The sequence below is a fragment of the Tepidibacter aestuarii genome, from assembly GCF_934924865.1.
GTDB lineage: Bacteria > Bacillota > Clostridia > Peptostreptococcales > Peptostreptococcaceae > Tepidibacter_A > Tepidibacter_A aestuarii.
Genome location: NZ_OW235315.1, coordinates 2,404,294 through 2,423,880 on the forward strand (window position 1 = coordinate 2,404,294; position 19,587 = coordinate 2,423,880).

The 19,587-nt window shown below is 28.1% G+C and carries 20 protein-coding genes, 1 tRNA gene and 1 pseudogene; 10 read left to right on the top strand and 12 right to left on the bottom strand.

What is annotated here, in order from left to right; translation table 11 throughout:
* Positions 1-175 precede the first annotated feature (175 nt).
* Positions 176-252: transfer RNA gene (locus M2214_RS11930), tRNA-Leu, on the top strand.
* Between the two features lie 41 nt (positions 253-293).
* Here M2214_RS11930 and M2214_RS11935 read toward each other — a convergent pair.
* Both M2214_RS11935 and M2214_RS11940 read right to left on the bottom strand, forming a co-directional pair.
* Positions 294-866, bottom strand: a pseudogene (locus M2214_RS11935) (peptide-methionine (S)-S-oxide reductase MsrA); the annotation flags it as partial.
* Between the two features lie 83 nt (positions 867-949).
* Positions 950-2,089, bottom strand: coding sequence for an AlbA family DNA-binding domain-containing protein (locus M2214_RS11940; protein WP_248478431.1), 1,140 nt, complete (start codon positions 2,087-2,089; stop codon positions 950-952).
* 151 nt (positions 2,090-2,240) lie between these two features.
* Here M2214_RS11940 and M2214_RS11945 point away from each other — a divergent pair, with 151 nt between their 5' ends.
* Positions 2,241-3,137: a selenium metabolism-associated LysR family transcriptional regulator gene (locus M2214_RS11945; RefSeq protein WP_248478433.1), complete on the top strand. Its 897-nt coding sequence runs from the start codon at positions 2,241-2,243 to the stop codon at positions 3,135-3,137.
* 43 nt (positions 3,138-3,180) lie between these two features.
* On the opposite strand, the gene M2214_RS11950 is transcribed toward M2214_RS11945, so the two are convergent.
* From M2214_RS11950 to pdxR, 6 genes are all read right to left on the bottom strand, one after another.
* Positions 3,181-4,563, bottom strand: a complete 1,383-nt coding sequence (locus tag M2214_RS11950; protein WP_248478435.1) for an aminopeptidase — start codon at positions 4,561-4,563, stop codon at positions 3,181-3,183.
* A gap of 174 nt (positions 4,564-4,737) precedes the next feature.
* Positions 4,738-5,394 carry a response regulator gene (locus M2214_RS11955; RefSeq protein WP_330651495.1) on the bottom strand — a complete coding sequence of 219 codons (657 nt, stop codon included), beginning with the start codon at positions 5,392-5,394 and terminating at the stop codon, positions 4,738-4,740.
* Complete coding sequence (locus M2214_RS11960; protein WP_248478445.1) at positions 5,384-6,535, bottom strand: sensor histidine kinase; 1,152 nt, start codon at positions 6,533-6,535, stop codon at positions 5,384-5,386. Before M2214_RS11960 ends, M2214_RS11955 begins: the two co-directional genes overlap by 11 nt.
* Positions 6,536-6,666: 131 nt before the next feature.
* Positions 6,667-7,125 carry a chemotaxis protein CheW gene (locus M2214_RS11965; RefSeq protein ID WP_248478447.1) on the bottom strand — a complete coding sequence of 153 codons (459 nt, stop codon included), beginning with the start codon at positions 7,123-7,125 and terminating at the stop codon, positions 6,667-6,669.
* A gap of 20 nt (positions 7,126-7,145) precedes the next feature.
* Positions 7,146-7,316 (bottom strand): DUF896 domain-containing protein, encoded by a 171-nt coding sequence (locus M2214_RS11970; protein ID WP_248478449.1) that lies wholly within the window; start codon positions 7,314-7,316, stop codon positions 7,146-7,148.
* A gap of 160 nt (positions 7,317-7,476) precedes the next feature.
* The gene (pdxR, locus tag M2214_RS11975; RefSeq protein WP_248478458.1) at positions 7,477-8,901 is read right to left on the bottom strand and encodes a MocR-like pyridoxine biosynthesis transcription factor PdxR; all 1,425 of its coding nucleotides are present in this window, start codon (positions 8,899-8,901) and stop codon (positions 7,477-7,479) included.
* A 135-nt stretch (positions 8,902-9,036) separates the two neighbouring features.
* On the opposite strand from pdxR, the gene M2214_RS11980 reads away from it, so the two are divergent.
* The 4 genes from M2214_RS11980 (at position 9,037) to M2214_RS11995 (ending at position 11,274) form a co-directional block, all read left to right on the top strand.
* On the top strand, positions 9,037-9,522 hold the full coding sequence (locus M2214_RS11980; RefSeq protein WP_248478460.1) for a hypothetical protein: 486 nt from the start codon (positions 9,037-9,039) through the stop codon (positions 9,520-9,522).
* 134 nt (positions 9,523-9,656) lie between these two features.
* The gene (locus tag M2214_RS11985; protein WP_248478462.1) at positions 9,657-10,241 is read left to right on the top strand and encodes a hypothetical protein; all 585 of its coding nucleotides are present in this window, start codon (positions 9,657-9,659) and stop codon (positions 10,239-10,241) included.
* Between the two features lie 92 nt (positions 10,242-10,333).
* On the top strand, positions 10,334-10,681 hold the full coding sequence (locus M2214_RS11990) for a hypothetical protein (protein WP_248478464.1): 348 nt from the start codon (positions 10,334-10,336) through the stop codon (positions 10,679-10,681).
* A 71-nt stretch (positions 10,682-10,752) separates the two neighbouring features.
* Positions 10,753-11,274, top strand: coding sequence for a hypothetical protein (locus tag M2214_RS11995; protein ID WP_248478466.1), 522 nt, complete (start codon positions 10,753-10,755; stop codon positions 11,272-11,274).
* Between the two features lie 64 nt (positions 11,275-11,338).
* Here M2214_RS11995 and M2214_RS12000 read toward each other — a convergent pair whose 3' ends face one another.
* On the bottom strand, positions 11,339-12,520 hold the full coding sequence (locus tag M2214_RS12000; protein WP_248478468.1) for a clostripain-related cysteine peptidase: 1,182 nt from the start codon (positions 12,518-12,520) through the stop codon (positions 11,339-11,341).
* A 151-nt stretch (positions 12,521-12,671) separates the two neighbouring features.
* On the opposite strand from M2214_RS12000, the gene M2214_RS12005 reads away from it, so the two are divergent.
* A complete protein-coding gene (locus M2214_RS12005) occupies positions 12,672-13,613 on the top strand; it encodes a hypothetical protein (protein WP_248478479.1) in 942 nt (313 codons plus the stop codon).
* Between the two features lie 102 nt (positions 13,614-13,715).
* Here M2214_RS12005 and M2214_RS12010 read toward each other — a convergent pair whose 3' ends face one another.
* Positions 13,716-14,996, bottom strand: coding sequence for a glycosyltransferase (locus tag M2214_RS12010; protein ID WP_248478481.1), 1,281 nt, complete (start codon positions 14,994-14,996; stop codon positions 13,716-13,718).
* Between the two features lie 167 nt (positions 14,997-15,163).
* Here M2214_RS12010 and M2214_RS12015 point away from each other — a divergent pair, with 167 nt between their 5' ends.
* A complete protein-coding gene (locus tag M2214_RS12015; RefSeq protein ID WP_248478489.1) occupies positions 15,164-15,697 on the top strand; it encodes a hypothetical protein in 534 nt (177 codons plus the stop codon).
* 138 nt (positions 15,698-15,835) lie between these two features.
* Here the strand turns inward: M2214_RS12015 and M2214_RS12020 are convergent, their stop codons facing one another.
* A complete protein-coding gene (locus M2214_RS12020; protein WP_248478491.1) occupies positions 15,836-16,000 on the bottom strand; it encodes a hypothetical protein in 165 nt (54 codons plus the stop codon).
* A gap of 288 nt (positions 16,001-16,288) precedes the next feature.
* Here M2214_RS12020 and M2214_RS12025 point away from each other — a divergent pair, with 288 nt between their 5' ends.
* Complete coding sequence (locus tag M2214_RS12025; protein WP_248478502.1) at positions 16,289-17,611, top strand: oligosaccharide flippase family protein; 1,323 nt, start codon at positions 16,289-16,291, stop codon at positions 17,609-17,611.
* A 21-nt stretch (positions 17,612-17,632) separates the two neighbouring features.
* Here the strand turns inward: M2214_RS12025 and M2214_RS12030 are convergent, their stop codons facing one another.
* Entirely contained in the window at positions 17,633-18,739 is a 1,107-nt protein-coding gene (locus M2214_RS12030) for a polysaccharide biosynthesis C-terminal domain-containing protein (protein WP_248478504.1), read from the bottom strand.
* 133 nt (positions 18,740-18,872) lie between these two features.
* Between M2214_RS12030 and M2214_RS12035 the strand changes: the two genes are divergently transcribed.
* Positions 18,873-19,550, top strand: a complete 678-nt coding sequence (locus tag M2214_RS12035; RefSeq protein ID WP_248478513.1) for a uracil-DNA glycosylase — start codon at positions 18,873-18,875, stop codon at positions 19,548-19,550.
* Positions 19,551-19,587: the final 37 nt, after the last annotated feature.

Sequence of the window (19,587 nt, forward strand, 5' to 3'; positions counted from 1 at the left end):
AAATAATTCAGACGAAGTTAAACTCCACCTGAATTAAGTTTCACCTTATTATATCATTATTATATATTTTAATCACAAGGAAATTATATAAATTTTAACTTGTAGATAACGTTGATTTAAAAAATATATTGAATTTTTTTTTAATATATGTTAATATTTGTTTGTAAGATTTTTTGCCCGAGTGATGGAATTGGCATACGTACGCGACTCAAAATCGTGGTTTTGCGAGTTCGAATCTCGCCTCGGGCACCAGTTAAAAAAGATAGGTATATACCTATCTTTTTTTATTTTTATTATTTACCATATCCATCTACTATCGAAATAAGTCTCTTCTTTGATTTATCTGATAATAGGTCTGTTTTTAAGTCATTTCTTAACATATCAATATCACCATATCCTTTTATATATCCATTTAATCTGGCTGCAAATTTAGAATCTACGAATGCATTAAAGCTTTCAAACGACTTTTTGATTTCATCAGCTATCGCTCTTACACTTTGAAGATAGTATTTTTGATGATAGTTCTCGGCAATATAAAACTTATTCATAGCCTCTATATCAGTGTATACATAACTATTTTCATTTTTTTCTTTTTCGTCTTTACTCTTCAAAGCCTTTATCCTTTGCTCTTCATCATGATATAGTATCAATGATCTATACTGTACTTTTAAAGATTTCACCTTGCATATGTTATTTTTCCAAAATATATCCAAAAGTTCATCATAAGTTATAATCTCGTCATCATAATCTATTTGAGTAACCTCAGTATGATCCATCATATTATTATAAGTTGGATTTTCACTTTTTCCTCCACTATATCCAACCCTAGTTCTTATAACTCCATTAACTAACCCAAACTGGGCATCAGGTCCCCAGAATCACCCCATACCAAAAGTAGCTTTTTTTATCATATTACCAACTCCTTTGATATGATTATACCCATTTAGGTTTACTTTACCCCTGGAAGAATAGCTCTAAATAAATTTCTTTTAGTTATATTTATAAATTTAACGCTACCTTTTCTTTCAAAAGAATTTTTTATCCTATTAAAACCCATTCCACTCCCCAAAAATCTCATCTTATCATCTAATATTAATAACCTTTGATATATCCAATCATTTCTTCTCGATGGATTTTTTTCTTTTACTACAGTGCTTATATTATCTCCTCTGATAAGTACACCTGGATTATTTACTTCAACTTTGTCTTTTCCTAAATATATAACTATCTCCCTTGTTAAATCATAATAATCTCTATGAACTAAGCTATTTCTAATACATTCATAAAGCCCTTCTATAGAATAGTTATAATTTTTTAAGATATTTTTAAGATAATGTTCAACCTCATCCAACATATACATTATATTTCCATGAAATATTTTTGTGTTACTTTCTTCATCTAAATTTTCTATAATTCTTATAGATGAACTTGTTATATATTTTTGAGGATGATTTCCAAATACCAATAACCCTCCTAACGTAGGTACATAATTACCATCTTCTATCTTTATGCATATACCCAAATTTTCTAGCAGTTCTATAGATATATCTTCATTAATATTTATCTTTTTACAGTATATACGAACTATTTTTTCATCTATTTCACTTATATTACTTGCAGTAACAGGCATCATTTCAGTGTTTATAATACCACTTTCTTCAAACATACTTGCAATCTCATGTCTTCTCGCTATATCAGTAGTAGATCCCCTTCTTATATAAAAGCTTCCATTCTGCCTTAATTGATGAGGTTTTTGACTACTCTTAAATATTGTAAGTATTCCTAATAATTTTCCCTCATACTCTTCATATTCCATTTTTATACTAACTGGAGGATCTATTCTATTTGATAGTATCTGCTGTATTTTTTCCTCTGCATAAGAATCCCTTTGAACACCTACTATCTTTTTAGTCTTATCCTCAATTCCAAATATTATATGCCCTCTTCCTCCATATGTATTAGCAATCGCTAGTATATCTTTAGCCAATTCCTTTTTTTCTGCTTGAGTATTCAAGTTTATCTTCAATTTATAATCAAGCTTTGCACCCTCAGGCTTTTTTAAAAGGTTAGATATCTTATTTTTATCCATCTAATCACCTCTCATATTCCAAAAATTCACTTTATGCTAATCTATAGATTATATTAATCTTTTAAGGCTTGAAAATGTATATGTTATATAACATTAAATTATAACTATATGTTATAATTTAGTTATAATTCAACACAAGGGAGAAGATAATATGGATTTTAAACAACTCGAAACATTTATAGAAATAGCAAAACACAAAAGCTTCTCAAAAGCTGCAAAAGAACTGTTTTTAACACAACCCACTATAACTACCCATATTCAAAATCTCGAAAAAGAACTAGGTACAATCTTAATAAATAGAAATAACAAGAATATATCTTTAACTGAACCTGGAGAAATTCTTTATTCTCATGCTCTTGAAATACTAAATTCGAGAAAAAAAGCATTGTTCAATTTGAAGGAGTATGAGGGAAAAATAGAAGGTATTATAGATATAACCTCAAGTTCTATTCCTGAAACATATATATTGCCAGACATTTTAAAATCATTTATAAATGATTTTCCAGATGTAAAATTCACTATAACTCATCATGATTCACACGATGCAATAGATGAAATATTAAACGAAAAAGTAAACTTTGGATTTGTAGGTTCAAAAATTCCAAACTCACAAATACAGTATATAGACTTAATAAAGGATGAGCTGGTTTTAATAGCCCCTTATGATTATAATATTACATCTGCTGATTCATATGTGAGTATTTCTTCACTTAAAAAAGAAAATTTTATAATGAGAAAAGAAGGTTCGGGAACTAGAAGAGTTATAATAAATGAACTTAAAAAAAATAATCTTCCACTAGACTATTTTAATGTAATAGCTCATGTAGAAAGTAACGAGGCAACTAAAGAAATGGTTAAAAAAGGAATGGGACTTTCTATTGTATCTAATAAGTCTATAATAGATGATGTTAGCTCTAAATCATTAAAAATTTATAAAATAAAAGAATTAGATCTTCAAAGAAAATTCTACTTTATATATTCTAAAAAAAGAATAAACACACCTTTAGAAGAAAAATTCATAGATCATATAAAGAATTTTTTTGAATAATGAAAATGGCACTCATTTAAATGAGTGCCATTTTATTTAAAAACTACTTTAAAAATCCTCTATAAGCCTTGAAAGTTTCATAGCAATCTACTTTACTTGCAAGTTCCATAGGTGCATGCATACTTAAAAGAGCAACTCCACAGTCTACAACCTCTGCTCCATAATTTGCTAATATGTAGGCTATAGTTCCGCCTCCACCTTGGTCTACCTTTCCAAGTTCTCCTACTTGCCATGTAACATCATTTCCATCAAAAGTCTTTCTTATTTCAGATAAGAATTCTGCATTTGCATCATTACAACCAGATTTTCCTCTAGCTCCTGTGTACTTAGCTACAACTACCCCATGGCCTATAAATGCTGCATTTCTCTTATCAACAACATCAGGGAAATTTGGATCAAAACCACAAGTAACATCTGCAGATAACACCTTTGAATTAGATAATGCTCTTCTTAATTTTAAATCATTATAATCGCCTTGAGCATTTATAATTTCTCCAACTACATTTTCAAAGAATCTAGATTGCATTCCTGTATTACCCATAGAACCAACTTCTTCTTTATCTACAAATAATCCAACAGCTGTATACTCAGGATTTTCAACTTCAAAAATACCTTTAAGTCCTGCAAATGTACAAACTCTATCATCGTGTCCATAAGCTGCAATCATAGATCTATCAAGACCTACATCTCTTGCCTTTCCAGCAGGAACTATTTCAATTTCAGCAGTTAAGAAATCTTCTTCTGTCATATTGTATTTTTCATTTAATAATTTTAATACACTCTTCTTAACAGAATCCTTTTCTTCATCCTTTAAAGGTATATGTCCTATTAAGACATTAAGCCCTTCACCTGTAATACCTTCAGAAAGTTTTTTACCCATTTGGTCCTTAGCTAAATGTATTAAAAGATCACTTATGTATACTACAGGATCATTTGCATCGTCACCAATGTTAACATCAACCTTATTTCCATCCTTAGTATAAACAACACCATGCATACTTAAAGGAATAGATGTCCATTGATACTTTTTAATTCCCCCATAGTAATGAGTCTTTAAAAGAGCTAAATTACCATCTTCATACAGTGGAAATGGTTTTAAATCTAATCTTGGTGAATCTATATGAGATCCAACTATTTTCATACCATTTTCTATTTCCTTTTGTCCTATTACAAATAACGCTACACCTTTACCCTTGTTATCTGCATATATCTTAGAGCCTGTTTTAACATTTTTGGCTTCTAAAGCTTCTTCTAACGAAATATATCCTTGCTCTTTTGCCATCTTAATTATCTCATCTACACATCTTCTTTCAGTCTTTCCATTATCTAAAAAGTCCATATATTCTTTAGAATAAGACATTACGGCATCCATATCCCCATCTTTTAAATTTTTCCATGCATTTTTAAATTCATGAGTTAATTTCATATTTACCACCTTCCGTATAGCATTATTTTAACATATTATTTTTATTATATCACATTTCAGAAGTTAATTTTTAAAAATGTCAATTTATCAAATTTTTGGTATTTTTATTCATTATTCTATGTATTTTTAGTATTTCCTATTAGTAGATAAAAAATCGTATCTATTGATACGATTTTATAATTTCTTTATATTGTTTTTATATGCATATATAGCTGCCTGAGTTCTATCTGATACATCAAGCTTTCTTAATATACTAGAAACATGATTTTTTACAGTTTTCTCACTTATGTAAAGTTTTTCTGAAATTTCTTTATTGCTAAGACCATCAGCGATAAGAGATAATACTTCATATTCTCTCTTAGTTAAACTATCTAAGCCCTCTTTAGCTGCATTTCTATCTTTTCTTTTGTTTATTTCTCTTAATAATTCCCCTGCAAGATTTGGATGAACATAACTTCCGCCATTATATACGTTTATTATTGCAGAAACCAAACTTGACGATTCTGAATCTTTAAGCATATATCCATTAGCTCCTAGATTCAAAGTTTCTATAAGATATTCTCTTTCATCATATATAGTCAACATTATTACCCTGCTAGATGAATCCATATCCTTTAATTTTCTTAAAGTTTCTATACCATTCATATTAGGCATATTAATGTCTAATAAAACTACATCTATATCTTTTTTTCTATAGTATTCTATAGCTTCATATCCATCACAAGCCTTAGCTTCAATAGTTATCTCATCCTCAAGCTCCAATATTTTTGCAAGACCTTCTCTCATAAGAGAATGATCATCCACTATCATAACTTTTATATTATCTCTCATCATTTACCTCCTTATTAGGAAAAGCAAATATAACCTTAGTTCCTTCCCCTATTTTACTATCTATTTTTAATTGGCCATCTAGTAAAGATGCTCTTTCCCTCATAAAGCCTACTCCTAATGATCCTTCTAAACGATCACAATCCATATTAAATCCGATACCATCATCCTCAACAATACCGGCTACTCTTTTATTATTTATATCGAGTTTAATTTTAACATTAGATGCTTTAGAATGCTTACATACATTATTTAAAGATTCCTGTATAACTCTAAATGTAGTTATCCTAACCAAAGGATGCATTATTTTTGTATCGTTAAGTACAATCAAACCTATATTCACATCATTCTCATACTCTATATCTGATATAGCTCTTTCTATTGTAGGTATCAACCCTAAATCATCTAATGATGTTGGACTTAAATCATACATAATTCTTCTTAAATCTCTAAGTGTAGTCCTAAGAATTTTCTTTATATTTTTAAGTTCATCTCTAGATAATTCTATATCTTTATCTAAAAGTCTATTCATTATTTCAGACTTTATTACTAAAGAAGCCATGCTCTGTGCTGGTCCATCGTGAATGTCTCTAACTATTCTTCTTCTTTCTTCCTCTTGTGATTTTATTATCTCCATTCCAATCTGGGCTTTACCCTCTAACGAGGTCATCTTCTGAGATACATTTTCTAAATCTCCCATCAGAAAATCAACAACAGATTTCATCTTAGACATATATAGTTCGCCTTTTTCTAGTATATCATTCATTTTCTTAAGTCTTATTTCAAGATCATTTCTACTTCTTATTATATTTTTTTCTTCTTCTCTTTTCAATGTAAGCTTTACCTGTATACATTTAGCATCTTCGTATGCCTGTCTTATTTGCTCTTCTGTTTGATTATGGAAATTCTTACTTATAGATGCTAATCTTTGTTTACTCTTTTTTTCCTCTTTTTCTAAGTATTCAACCTCATCTATCAAAAACTTAACTCGTGCCCTGAAGTTTTCTAAGTCTATTCTCATTTTTTCACACTCATTATGTACACTTTCATACATAGACATAACTTCATCTTGGCTATTCTTTATGGTGTCTATCACCTTATTGAATATTTCATTAAAATTTACGACTACCTCTTCTCCATTCACAATAAATTACCTCTTTTTTCATATTTCGACATTCCATTCCATTATACTATATTTTTAAAAAATATGACACCCGTTCTCATAATATTTACAAAAAATAAAAGATCGCCATATGGCAACCTTTCATTTCTGAACTAAAGCTCAATACTGTTTATACTATTTTTTTCATTTTCATCTAAAACTTCTTCAAGATTTAATATTATTATCATTCTAGAACCAATTTTTCCAATACCTTCAATATACTCTTTCTCAGATCCTGCTATTATTTCTGGAGCTGGTTCTATATCAGTATCCTCCATAGATATTACATGAGAAGCATCATCTACTAAAAATCCTATCATTTTACCCGCTATATTAGCTACAATAATTCTAGATACCTCATAAGATTCTATATCTTCACGTAAATGGAATCTCTTTTTTAAATTTATTATAGGAGTTACATCTCCCCTTATGTTTATAATTCCATCTACAAAATTAGGAGTATTTGGAACTTTAACAATCTCCTTAACTTCACTGACTTCCTTAACCTTCATTATGTCTACTCCATACTCTTCATCGTTAAGTTTGAAAATAACATATTTTTTTTCAGCCATAAATATCCCCCTCTAGTATATTAATCTACAACTTCTATACACTCTAATTTTTCTCTGAAATCTTTTCTGAAATTTTCTATATATTCTTTTCTTAAATCTTGTTGTTCTCTTTTTTCTTCGTCATTTAAACCTTCTGCTTTAGCTTTTTTTGCTAAATAATTTATTCTATCTATTTTTTCCTTAGATAACATTTTAACACCTCTTTCTTAATTAAAAAAATTCGCTTCATGCTATCGCATGGCTCATGTCGCCAACGAGTCCTAACGGGCTCCGTTGCTCAAAAATAGTTGCTACTTCAGTTTTTTTATCAATGTTGTGAATAAATTAAAAATTATATTATTTCCTTAGAGGCTAAAAAAACATCCTACTATTTTTAAAATCAACATTGTTTTTATACTTTAATAAAAAATCATCTAAATTTTTATCTATTATACTTATTCCCTTTTGTATTTGTTCACAATTTGTAGATGCTATATTTATCCTAAAAAAACTATCTTCTATAGGATTATCAAAAAAATAGTTCCCAGGCATAATAGAAACACCATATTGTATCAAATAATTTCTAAAATCAATTGAAGAGTATCCTTTTGGAAGAGACATAAAGAAGTTTATCCCCCCTGTTGGCTTATTAAATTCTATTCTAGAAGATAACCTCGTTTCTATTAAGTCAGTTATACTATCAAATCTTATTTTATACGTTTGTTCTACATTTTTCAAATGATTTTTAAAATCGTAATATTTCATATAATAATACAGTGATTTTTGAACTAAACTTGATGTAACTATATCACTTGAATATTTAGCCCATATTACCTTATTTAAAATTCCTATAGGTATATCCATAAATCCCACTCTAAGACCAGGCATTAATATTTTTGAAAAACTCTTAATATATATAACTCTATTAGAATCATCATATGATTTTAATGTATTATTATCTTCTGAATAAAATTTAAAATCACTTAAAAAATCATCCTCTAATATATAAAAATCATATTCATTTGCAAGTTCTATGAGTTTTTTCTTTTTCTGTTTAGAATATGATATTCCCGTTGGATTTTGATAATTTGGCATAACATATAAAAGCTTAGGCCTTATTTTTTCTAATTTTAGCTTTAAAATACCAATATCCATTCCATCACTTAATAATGGAACCTGCATTACTTTCGCACCCTTGTTTTTAAATATTTCTAAAGCTCCACTATACGTAGGCTCTTCACAAAATATAACATCCCCATAGTTAATAAGTGTTTTACAAATAATATCTATTCCTTGCTGTGCACCAGATATTATTTGTATTGTAGATGGATCTGTATATATATTTAAACTTTTTAAATAATCACATATTGAATTCCTAAGAGATGGATATCCAAGACCTTCGTCATATTCAAATAAAGAAGCACCTTCATTTTGAAGAGCCATATTTATAGCTTTCTTAAAATTCTCAATAGGAAATATATCTGTAGATGGATTCCCAGAATCAAATCCTATAATTTTATCATCTATAATTGAAGATACTTGCTTATAATTCTTAATCTCTGATGCATAGCTTCCACTTCCTACTATCTTATATATATATCCTTCATTTTCTAATAGTTCATATGCCTTTACTATAGTAGATGTATTAACACCCAATAAATTTGATATTTTTCTTATAGGTGGCAGCTTTTCATTCTTTGTAATCTTTTCACTCTCTATCATATTTTTAATATTCTTATATATCTGAACATACTTAGGAATATTATCTGCAATTATGTCGAATTCGTATTTTTTCATATATATCACCAATCTTATTATAACAAAATTTATTATATCTGAATACTATAATTGTGTGTGGCAAATTTTAAAAGCTATCATATATTATTAGTGTATATAATAGCATGATGCTAGAAAAGAAAGGAGGAAATTTATGTGAGTTCATGTGACATAGTAAAAAGTAAGAATTTAATATGCCAAGAGACTTTTAAATTTGAACATGAAAGTAAAGATGTCAAAATAGGTACTCCTTTTGGACGTTTTGCTATTGTTGATGGTAACGCTAAGATTGTACCATTAAAATGTTGTATTTTAGATTGTCCTGAAGGTAAGAACCTTCAAGTCGATGTTGAATTCATAGTAAAAGAAAATCTAACTATAAGTGAATTAGGAGAACCCGATATACCTCTTGAATATGTCTTTAGAATAGTAGAAAGATTTAAATTCAAAGATTGTAAAATCAATGATACTTCTAATTTAAAATGTGAAGTTGTATGTATATTAGGTGAGAATGATATAAAATTAAATTCAGATAAAAATACACTTACTCAAAAGATTAAAGCATGTCTTGAGATTAAGGTAATTAAAGAAAAGAAATTAATTTTCGATTTATCATGTCCAAGATTCCCATCTGATTGTTAAGATGGGGTTTTTTTTACCTTTCATGTACCCAAATTTTATAATATTCATATAATATTATTGACAAAAGATAAATTACAAAGTTAATTTTTTAAAATATATTATTTATATTTATTATAAAAAGGAGGATTTTTATTATGGGTTGTAATTCATGTTGTGAATTAATAAAAACAAGAAAAGTAATATGTGACGAAACTGTTTTCGGTAGAATTACAAAGCAGGGTGTTGATATTGGTTATATTTTAAGTGACAGCGCTAGAATTGATAGAAACAGTAGTACAGTTAATGTTACAGCTAAATGCTGTAGAGTAGAAGTTGTAAGCGGTAAATTCATAGCCTATATCGACATATTTGCTCAAGAAGAAATAGTTATACGTAATCAAGGCGGAAGCCCACAGATAATTAATCTTGAATACGGTTTTTGTGAAGAAGTACCATTTATATTCCAAAAATGTACACCTGCTGGTGGATGTTTCGATGACTTAGACGATCTTGAATGTCAGATTCTAGATATTGAAGCAACTACCTATATAGATTTAAATGATGACTGTACTCTCGATCAATGTATTATAATTAAAGTAAAAATGAAGATAGAGAAATGTGTACAAATGTTTGTTACTTTATGCCCACCAGAACAAACAGGTGATAGTCTTATAGTTACAGATGTTACTTTAGATTCCACGAACCCTTGTCCTATTTGTCCTACTCCTTCTGAGGGTTAATAACCTACACAACCTAACAGTAATCCATGGCACTACCTTTATGGTAGTGCCTTAAAACTATATTTCAAATTAATATCAAAGGAGAGATTCCTATGAATCAAGAGGAATTAAAAAATAATGAAAAACATCCTGTTCTCTCTTTCGTAACAAATCTATTTAAAAATAAGGACAATATTCAAGATACAGAAGAAATAAAACAAAGCGATAAATCTTCACTAGATACAGAAAATACTTGTACAACTACTCAAAATACACAAAGTGCTACACAAGAAAATATCATTACTTCTAGCTCATTAGATATACAACAAAATCAATCAGAAAATTCAACTGTAAATTCACCTAATAAGAAAAGGTTTGTTTTAAAAACTAATTGTATTAATGAGTCAAAAGCAGTAAAAGCAAATTCAGCTATTGTTACTTCATCTAAATCTAATAAATAGAAAAGAGGTATAATATGAGTGCATGTCTTACAACAACTACCGTATCAGGTGTAAAAGAAGGTGAATAAATTATGTCACAAATTATAAATCGTAGTTTCGATCAAGGTTTTACAGGTTGGACTCTAGTCGTTCCACCGGGTGCAACTGCTACTACCCCTTCTAGCTTTTTAACTTATACTCCGATAAATGGAAATTTCTTTGCTTTACTAAAAACTGATGGTCCAGGTTCATATACTACAGTTTCTCAGTCATTTTATGCAAAAAAAGGAGATAAAATTTCAGGTTGGGCATTTTTTAAAGCAAACGATTATCTTCCATATGATGATAAATCAAAAGTAGTTATTAAATCCGGAACAACTGTAATATCGACTGTTTTTAGTGCAAGTGTTAGCACTGTTGGAGACTATGGTCAAACTCCATGGACATTTTGGGAGTATGTGTTTACTTCTACTGGTACCTTCACTTTAGAAGGAAATATTACTAATGCATTGGATTCAATACTTGACAGTTATTTAGGATTAGATGCAATTCAATTAATAAGACCTCCTGCTAGAGGAATTCTCCTAAACCACTCAGATTTTCTTAGTTTGTAAATCTATACCTTTCAATATATAAAAATAGTGCATTTCCCATATAGCAAATGCACTATTTTTATTCTCATTTCCACTCTTTATACTTAATCAAATTATCCAATATTACTTTTTTATCATATTCATTTAGTGATGGATTCATTATTGAAATAAGTTCATATACAGCTTGATGTGATATTTTTATAGGCTTTAATTCTAAATTTATATTATCAATAGTTCTTTTATCACTGACTAAATATGCCCACTTATTATCTGAAGTGAAGCTTAATTTGTAATAAGAGTATAGTTGATTTGAATCAGATGTTAAGTAAGTCATAATATTTATTAACCCTAAGTTATTATTATTTTTTTTAGAATAAATAACAATAGAGTTCATATCTTCTTTTATATTTTTTATAATAGAACCCCAAGGATGTTTAGCACCTGCATAAGAAAGTAATTCATAGGCCTTTAATTCTTCTTTTTTATTATCTAAATAACAGTTAGCTAATTCATTAAACAGACTCTTTATTTTTTCAAATTTATTATTATCGACTTCAAAAGCTACTAAATTATAATTTAAATTGTCAATAATTTTTTTTATTATATACTCTGTATTATTTTCTTCTAATAAATTTATCATTTTATCATAAGGTAATCCTTGAATAGGTCCTTCTCCTATATACGTTAATATGCTTTGTACAGAATAATCTTTATCTTTCCCAAACTCATATATTATTTCAAGTAAATTAAAATAACACATATCTATAACTAAAATATCTATTTTATTATTTACTTCTTTACACGCTTTATCAATTGCAGTATTTATCTCAGGTATACCCATCATATAAGGATTATCTTGACTATAATCCGCCAGAGCACCCTTTAATACACATCCATGTCCTCCTATTATTAGCATATATTTTTCAGATGGATAATTCTTAATCCCCCATTTTATAAACTCATATAAGCACATAGGATCTGCCATATTGGTTTTTTTTAAATCTTCAATTAAAGTACATTTTGTTTTTTCAAAGTAATAACGCCTTACTCCAACCCATTTATCATCTGACTCAGGTAAAGTATCTAATGGTCTTATAATCTTAACTAAAGCCCACTCTTCTCTACCAATTTGAACTAATACATTTACATTTTCGTTTATATCAACGTTTTTTATTGCTAGCATAGCTTGTCGTATCTCAGGTTCAATATCATTATTTCCATTTATATAAATTAAAACAGTCCAATCTTTTTGAGCATTTGTATTCATAATATTAGCTCCTTTAAAAAAATATTCTTAATAAAATATATGATTTACAAAATAATCTTGTTCGTAACAATTAATAGTTATTTTTCATATATTACAATAGAGATTCGATTTTTTTTGAGTAAATCTCATTTCGAAAGGAGGAAATATTAGTATGGGATCTGATAAAAAGTATAAGTGTAGTTCATCTAAAGATTCTTCTCACGAAAAATGTAAGTGTGATAAATCTAAAGACTCTTGTCATGAAAAATGTAAGTGTGATTCACACAAAGACCCTTGTAACAAAAAATGTGATTGTGATACATCAGACTGTATAGATAAAATAAAGACCGAATGTATATCTGTTGATAAAGTATTTGATGCTGCAATTTTTAAGACTCAAAGAGATTTTAAGGTATGCGATGAAAAATTTGATATAAAAGTAGACGGATGTATTAATCCAGGAGATTGTTTAAAAGTTTATAAAGAAAAATGTAAGTTAGAAAAATTCAAAATTACAAAAATCAATACTTCTATAAATGGAAAAGAGTTATGCTACCCTCCTATCATAGGTCCAGGTGGAGTAATAGATTTTGATTTATCAGATTTAGATTTATATAATGATGATTGCAATAAAAAAGGTACTGAGTGCAATATAACAGAAAAAATAAAAGCAGATTTTGAAGCTAAAGTATTTCTTAAAGGCAAAGATTTAAGTACAGATAGCCACTTTAAAGCAAAAGCTACAATAAAGGGTTCAATTAAGTTTCCAGTAGTAGTAAATTTATTTGTGCCTTCATCAGATTCAGCTGCTAAACCATTTTTATCTGAACTTTGCAATGCATCGTGTAAATTTGAAGCATGCAAATTAGTAGTTGATAAGTGCTGTAATTTAATAGTAGATGGAACACTCACATTCTGTTTTATTTGCGAAAAGAAAATCAAAGTTCCTATTCAGCTTTGTGTATTAACCACAGGATTATGTTATCCTCAAACAGAAAATCAATTAATATGTGATTGTGATGATTTTCCTAAACTATTTCCTAAAGAAGTAATAAAACAATTCCATACAGATTGTGATTATGATTCTAATTGTAGTTGTAACTGTATTGAATAAATATATAAAAATAGAAAATGGACTCAAATTTGAGTCCATTTTTTATGTGAAAATGTAATATTTAATCAATCCAATACTAAACCCTATTTTTAACTTTACTTTTTACTTTAATAATGGTTTCAATTGATTTTTAAAAACCCATTTAGGATTATAGCGTTGTCTTATTATAGTTTTTGAATTTATTACAGGATTCTTATTAATTAAATTCACTATTTTTTGTCCATGGTCTTCATAATATTCCTGTTCAGATGAATGATAAGTTTCCCTTGTATTAAAACCAAAATTTCTCGCATCCCATCTCATAAAGTAAGCATTTAAATCCTCTCCTATTTCTTTTAATGCAGGAACAGCTTGATTTAGTACTAAGAAGTTTCCTCTACTTGCTGCTTCAAGTACTATTAATCCAAAAGATTCTGAGTAAGAAGGACAAATAAATAGGTTTGATAATGTAAAGAGTTCTAACACTCCTTTTCTAGGAAAACCATTTGGATATCCTAAATCTGTTGTAAATGCAATATCCTCAGTGTTTAGTCCGAAACTATATGCTAATTCTCTAATTATATTTTTATAAGATTCAGATTTAATATCCATAGATGGGAAATCACAAAAAATTACTTTAACACTTTTTTCTGTTGCTTTTTTAATAGAGCCAGCTAATGCAACCACTTTTTCCTGTTTTTTCCCTGGTGTAAGCCTTGCTGGATAAATAATAAGGATATCTGGTGATAATAAGTCAAATTTTTTAGATATATCTTTAACCTCATCACTCATATCTTCTAATAAGTTTAATGTATTATTAATTACACTACAATTATTTTCTGATACATTATACTGTTTTGCAAGAGCAGATATCCCACATTGAGATGGATAAACATACGTAGTCTTAGGCATAGGAGTATAACGAGCAGAAAAAGGCCATTTTGAATTTGGCTCAGGACTAAATGGAACTGAGTGTGTGAATGCAATAAACTTTACATTCTGCAATTCTTGTTGAGCTTTTCTAATAGCTAGATTATGTACTAAGTGCCAACCTAAAAAATGAATATCATGCATTATACATACATCTATATCTAATAACTTTTTTACTAAATCTTTAGCTATTAAATCTACTTCTTTATAAAAAGTTTCATGAACCTCACCTTTAGGTTGACTGTAATCATACCACGTTATATTTTTCCCATCAACTGTATTTACAACTTTAGCCCACTCTATCCTCTTATCCAAGTATATTCCCGTTCTATCACTATCAAGACAATGTTCGCTAACTAATAATTTAGTCTTAATATTAGCATCAAGCAACATTTGTAAATGCTCACCCACTACATTCACAAGAGAATATGTTCTATCTAATCCATTGAACATAGTAAAAATTGCTACTTTCATTTATTTTATTCCTCCTAAATTTTCATACTAATTTATATGTTAAAATTAATGTTTTTATTAATATATTATTTAATAATATTATTCAATAATTATTTTGTAACATCTGTACATTTTAGGAATATAATATAGTGTTGTAATTTAAATACATTTAGTAAGGAGGATATAAGATGCCTGACCAAGCTACTGTAGGTGCATACATTATAACTTTTATAAGTAATGATTGTAGACTTGAAAGTGGTGAATTAATTCAAGAATGGGTATATACTGTTCAAGAAGATCCTAACTCTATACTACCTTATAATATAAGTCATTGGGAATTAGAACTCTGCCCAGAATTCAATATATCAGATCTAATGGATGGAGATATTCAACCAGGCGGTTCATTTGAATTTGGTCCTGGAAATAATAATTGCGTTCCAGATGGTATACTCAGAGTGAAATGGGATAACCTTACTGATGATGAAATTCAATCTTATTTTTCAAGTGGAGGAAAATTTTCTTTTATAGTAAAAGGGTGTTTTGATAAAACAGAAAAAAATGTTTATGTTAAAGGAGGAAATGATTGTTTCCCACCATCAGAAGATCCACCAATAACAATAACAGGACCAAGTTGTAATCCAATAACAACTACTACAGTTCCACCTCCAAGGGGTATTCCATTTAAAGGAGCATTTAATTACAAAATACACGATGAAAAATAATTTAAGTGTTAAATATGATAAAACCGCTCAATAATTTGAGCGGTTTTATCATATTGTTTCTATATATAACCTTCCTTAAACACAAAAAGCTATGTTTTTTATAAGAAGTTACTTCTATAAAAAACATAGCTTTTTTTATTATCCCTCTTGAATAAATGATCTTTCATAAATTTCACAAGTTTCATTTGCGCACACATCTCCTACACAGTGAATGCATGTTATTACTCTACACTTTTTCATATTAATTTCATATTTATTATCTATTTCATTTATTTTAGATTCAACCATATTCATATTCTCCATTCAAAATACCCCCTTCTATATCTTTGCAATTATATCTTATCATTTTTTTAATTGTTTGTCAATTGAATCTTGCAATTTTTATATTTCATTTTCCATTCTATTTTTTATGTTTTTTATGAATTTAAGAATTATTCTAAAATAGTACTTTCATTTTTATCCTAATATCTAATTTTCAATTAGATTCTATTCACTATGTAGCAACTAATATCAAATAAAACTGATCTATTCTAAAATAAAATGGTTATAAAACTTTAATATCAAGAATATATTTGAAGAGGAGGTGATAAATTGAAAGTTCCGAATCTCATATATTCAACAACTATACTTTTTATATCAAACTTTATCGTTAGAATAATAGGCTTTTTATATAAAATCTTTTTATCAAAACAAATAGGTGCAAATGGTTTGGGTATTTTTCATATGATTTTTCATTTTTTAATGCTTTGTGTATGCTTAACAACAACAGGTATACCAGTTGCACTAAATAGTCTTATTTCAAAAGAAAAGAAAATGAATAATAACCACAATATGAATTCACTTTTTATTTCTACACTGTATATATCTTTTTTTATCTCTATATTAATAACATTGATAGTATTTTTTAATTCAAAATTTATCGGATTTAAATTATTACATTCTGCAGATTCTCAAATGTTGATAATCTGTATAATACCAGCAATATCATTAATTACAGTATCAAATATACTAAGAAACTATTATTACGGTATAAAAAAAGTTCAAATTCCAGCAATAGGTCAAATATTGGAACAACTAGGAAGAATACTATTTGTAGTTATACTATTTTCATTTATAAAAAATAAATCTATATATCCTATAATAGCATTGATCGGTATATCAGTTGGAGAAATAGTAAATATATTATTTATAATTATAAACTTGTTTTTTGAGCCTACTTTATCCAATAGTTACTCTATAACACTCAGTGACTTTAAAAATAGCATTAACAAAATAACTAAAATGGCTGTTCCTATAACATTTAATAGAGTTTTTACAGTAGCGATTCAATCTATTAGTTCTATATTAATACCTAGCAGACTAGAACTAAGTGGTCTATCTCATATGCAATCTCTATCACTTTATGGTACTATTACCGGTATGGTATTTCCGTTTTTATTTTTACCGTTTACTTTAACATCGGCATTGGTTGTAAACTTGATTCCAAGTATTTCTCAAGAAATGCCACATAAAAACTACAGCATAATAAATAAAAAAATATTTTTTGCTATATTCTTAACTTCATGCATAGGATTTTCTTCAAGTCTAATATATTTTTTCTTTGGTGAAAAAATATGTATGTTAGTATTCAATAGCGAACTTGCTGGAATATACTTAAAAGCGATTTCTATAAGCACTTTCTTTATGGTACTAAATCACACTCTATCAGGAATACTACATTCTATTGAAAAAGAATACAATGCCACAATCAATAATATAATCGGATTATCAGTTCAACTACTTTGCATATACTTCTTACTACCTGTTAGTTCTATAAACATATATGGATTTATATATGGATTCACTTTATCTGGAGTTATAATATTTACACTTCATCTAATTACACTCTATAAAACACAAAGAAGGTGGCATTAAAACCACCTTCTTCGCTCATTTTTATACCTCACAATAATAAGTATCTGGTTTTTTATCATCATATATTTGACTATCCCAAATAAGCAGTATTAACTCATCATATAATAAATTTTCTATACTGTGAATGTACCCTACAGGTATGTCTACTACCTCAAATTGTTGACCAGATAAATAATACTCTACCACTTCGTCTGTATCTATATTTTTTAATTTTATCAATGCTCTTCCCTTTACAACACATATTTTTTCAGCCTTAGTATTATGATAGTGATTCCCTCTTATACACCTTTGATTAATAGTCGATAATGATATTTGGCCAAACTGCTTTGATTTTATAAACTTGCAACTTTTACCTTCTTTACCCTTATGTTCTTTTAATTCGTATGAAAAATATTTAGGATCTAGAAAGCTTATATAAGTAGCATAAAGCTTTTTCATAAGATCACTTTCTATATTTGGCATAATCAACGACTCTACATTCTTTCTTATTTTGTATATACTATCTACAAGTTCTTTTATAGTTATCTTATAAGTCGGATTAACATTATAGTAAATATCATCACTTGATTCATATATATGAGATAAAAACTTATCTATTAGATCCTCTATATATACAAGTTCAAGTTCTCTATTTTTATCAGGCATAGTTATTTGTAAATCTTTGCTTATATTATTGCAATATGTTGCAACTGGTGAATTGTAGTTAGGTTTACTCCATTTACCAAATACATTTCCAAGCCTATATATATACACGTTTGCTCCTGTTTTTTCTCTGTATTCAATAATAATATCTTCTGCTTTTTTCTTACTTATACCAAATGGATTATCTAATTTAGCTTGAACTGATGATATTATAAGTATAGGTGTATTTTTATTTAGCTTTTTAAGAGTTTCAACTATACTTTTGGTTAAATCTACATTCCCTACTTGAAATTCCGATATATTTTTAGGTGCATTAATCCCCGCTATATGATATATAAAGTCAGCTTTTTCAATATATTCTTTTAACTTATCTTTAGTATCATCTTTTCCATATTTGAGTATATTTAAGCCCTTCATCCTATTAAGGGCTTCTAATAAATTCTTACCTATAAAACCATTGTATCCAGTTACTAAGATATTCTTCATAAAAACACCTCTTTAACCCTTTAGTTATGTTTAACTATCTATAATTTAATTTATGTGATTTTACATACATAAGTTACGAAATCTGAAGAATAATATGGATATTGTTATGTTATAATTTATTGAGGTGATTTATATGCAAATATTGAAAAACGATTGGCAAGATCTATTAAAAGATGAGTTTGAACAAGATTATTATTTAAAGCTTAGAAGTTTTTTAGAAAATGAATATAAAACAGAAACTATATATCCAGATGCGAACGATATATTTAATGCCTTACACTATACTCAGTATAAAGATGTAAAAGTAGTTATACTAGGTCAAGATCCATATCATGGCCCTGATCAAGCACACGGTCTGAGCTTTTCTGTAAAGCCAAATGTAGCTATTCCACCTTCACTTAAAAATATATACAAGGAGCTTAATAGTGATTTAGGCTGTTACATTCCTAATAACGGTTATTTAAAAAAATGGGCAGACCAAGGAGTTATGCTTCTTAATACAGTGCTTACAGTTAAAGCTAGACAAGCAAACTCTCATAAGAATATAGGATGGGAACATTTTACTGATAAGATAATTAGTTTATTAAATAATAGAGAAGATCCTATTATTTTCATACTTTGGGGAAAAAATGCTCAATCAAAACTCAAAATAATAAAAAATCCAAAACACTTTATAATAAAATCTGTTCATCCAAGTCCATTATCTGCTCATAGAGGTTTTTTCGGAAGCAAACCTTTTTCTAAAACTAATGAATTTCTAACTTCAATAGGAAAAGAACCTATAGACTGGCAAATTGAAAATATTCTTTAGAGATAAAAAATTGTAAACTAAAAAGAGGCTCATAAAT

What these genes read in the sequence shown, in the direction of transcription:
- M2214_RS12020 (WP_248478491.1), bottom strand. Translation starts at nt 16,000, where the DNA reads ATGGAGAATATGAATATGGTTGAATCTAAAATAAATGAAATAGATAAT.
- M2214_RS11995 (WP_248478466.1), top strand. Translation starts at nt 10,753, where the DNA reads ATGTCACAAATTATAAATCGTAGTTTCGATCAAGGTTTTACAGGTTGG.
- M2214_RS12030 (WP_248478504.1), bottom strand. Translation starts at nt 18,739, where the DNA reads ATGAAGAATATCTTAGTAACTGGATACAATGGTTTTATAGGTAAGAAT.
- M2214_RS12005 (WP_248478479.1), top strand. Translation starts at nt 12,672, where the DNA reads ATGGGATCTGATAAAAAGTATAAGTGTAGTTCATCTAAAGATTCTTCT.
- M2214_RS12015 (WP_248478489.1), top strand. Translation starts at nt 15,164, where the DNA reads ATGCCTGACCAAGCTACTGTAGGTGCATACATTATAACTTTTATAAGT.
- M2214_RS12035 (WP_248478513.1), top strand. Translation starts at nt 18,873, where the DNA reads ATGCAAATATTGAAAAACGATTGGCAAGATCTATTAAAAGATGAGTTT.
- M2214_RS11945 (WP_248478433.1), top strand. Translation starts at nt 2,241, where the DNA reads ATGGATTTTAAACAACTCGAAACATTTATAGAAATAGCAAAACACAAA.
- M2214_RS11955 (WP_330651495.1), bottom strand. Translation starts at nt 5,394, where the DNA reads ATGAGAGATAATATAAAAGTTATGATAGTGGATGATCATTCTCTTATG.
- M2214_RS11965 (WP_248478447.1), bottom strand. Translation starts at nt 7,125, where the DNA reads ATGGCTGAAAAAAAATATGTTATTTTCAAACTTAACGATGAAGAGTAT.
- M2214_RS11985 (WP_248478462.1), top strand. Translation starts at nt 9,657, where the DNA reads ATGGGTTGTAATTCATGTTGTGAATTAATAAAAACAAGAAAAGTAATA.
- M2214_RS11990 (WP_248478464.1), top strand. Translation starts at nt 10,334, where the DNA reads ATGAATCAAGAGGAATTAAAAAATAATGAAAAACATCCTGTTCTCTCT.
- M2214_RS12000 (WP_248478468.1), bottom strand. Translation starts at nt 12,520, where the DNA reads ATGAATACAAATGCTCAAAAAGATTGGACTGTTTTAATTTATATAAAT.
- M2214_RS11940 (WP_248478431.1), bottom strand. Translation starts at nt 2,089, where the DNA reads ATGGATAAAAATAAGATATCTAACCTTTTAAAAAAGCCTGAGGGTGCA.
- M2214_RS11970 (WP_248478449.1), bottom strand. Translation starts at nt 7,316, where the DNA reads ATGTTATCTAAGGAAAAAATAGATAGAATAAATTATTTAGCAAAAAAA.
- pdxR (WP_248478458.1), bottom strand. Translation starts at nt 8,901, where the DNA reads ATGAAAAAATACGAATTCGACATAATTGCAGATAATATTCCTAAGTAT.
- M2214_RS12010 (WP_248478481.1), bottom strand. Translation starts at nt 14,996, where the DNA reads ATGAAAGTAGCAATTTTTACTATGTTCAATGGATTAGATAGAACATAT.
- M2214_RS11950 (WP_248478435.1), bottom strand. Translation starts at nt 4,563, where the DNA reads ATGAAATTAACTCATGAATTTAAAAATGCATGGAAAAATTTAAAAGAT.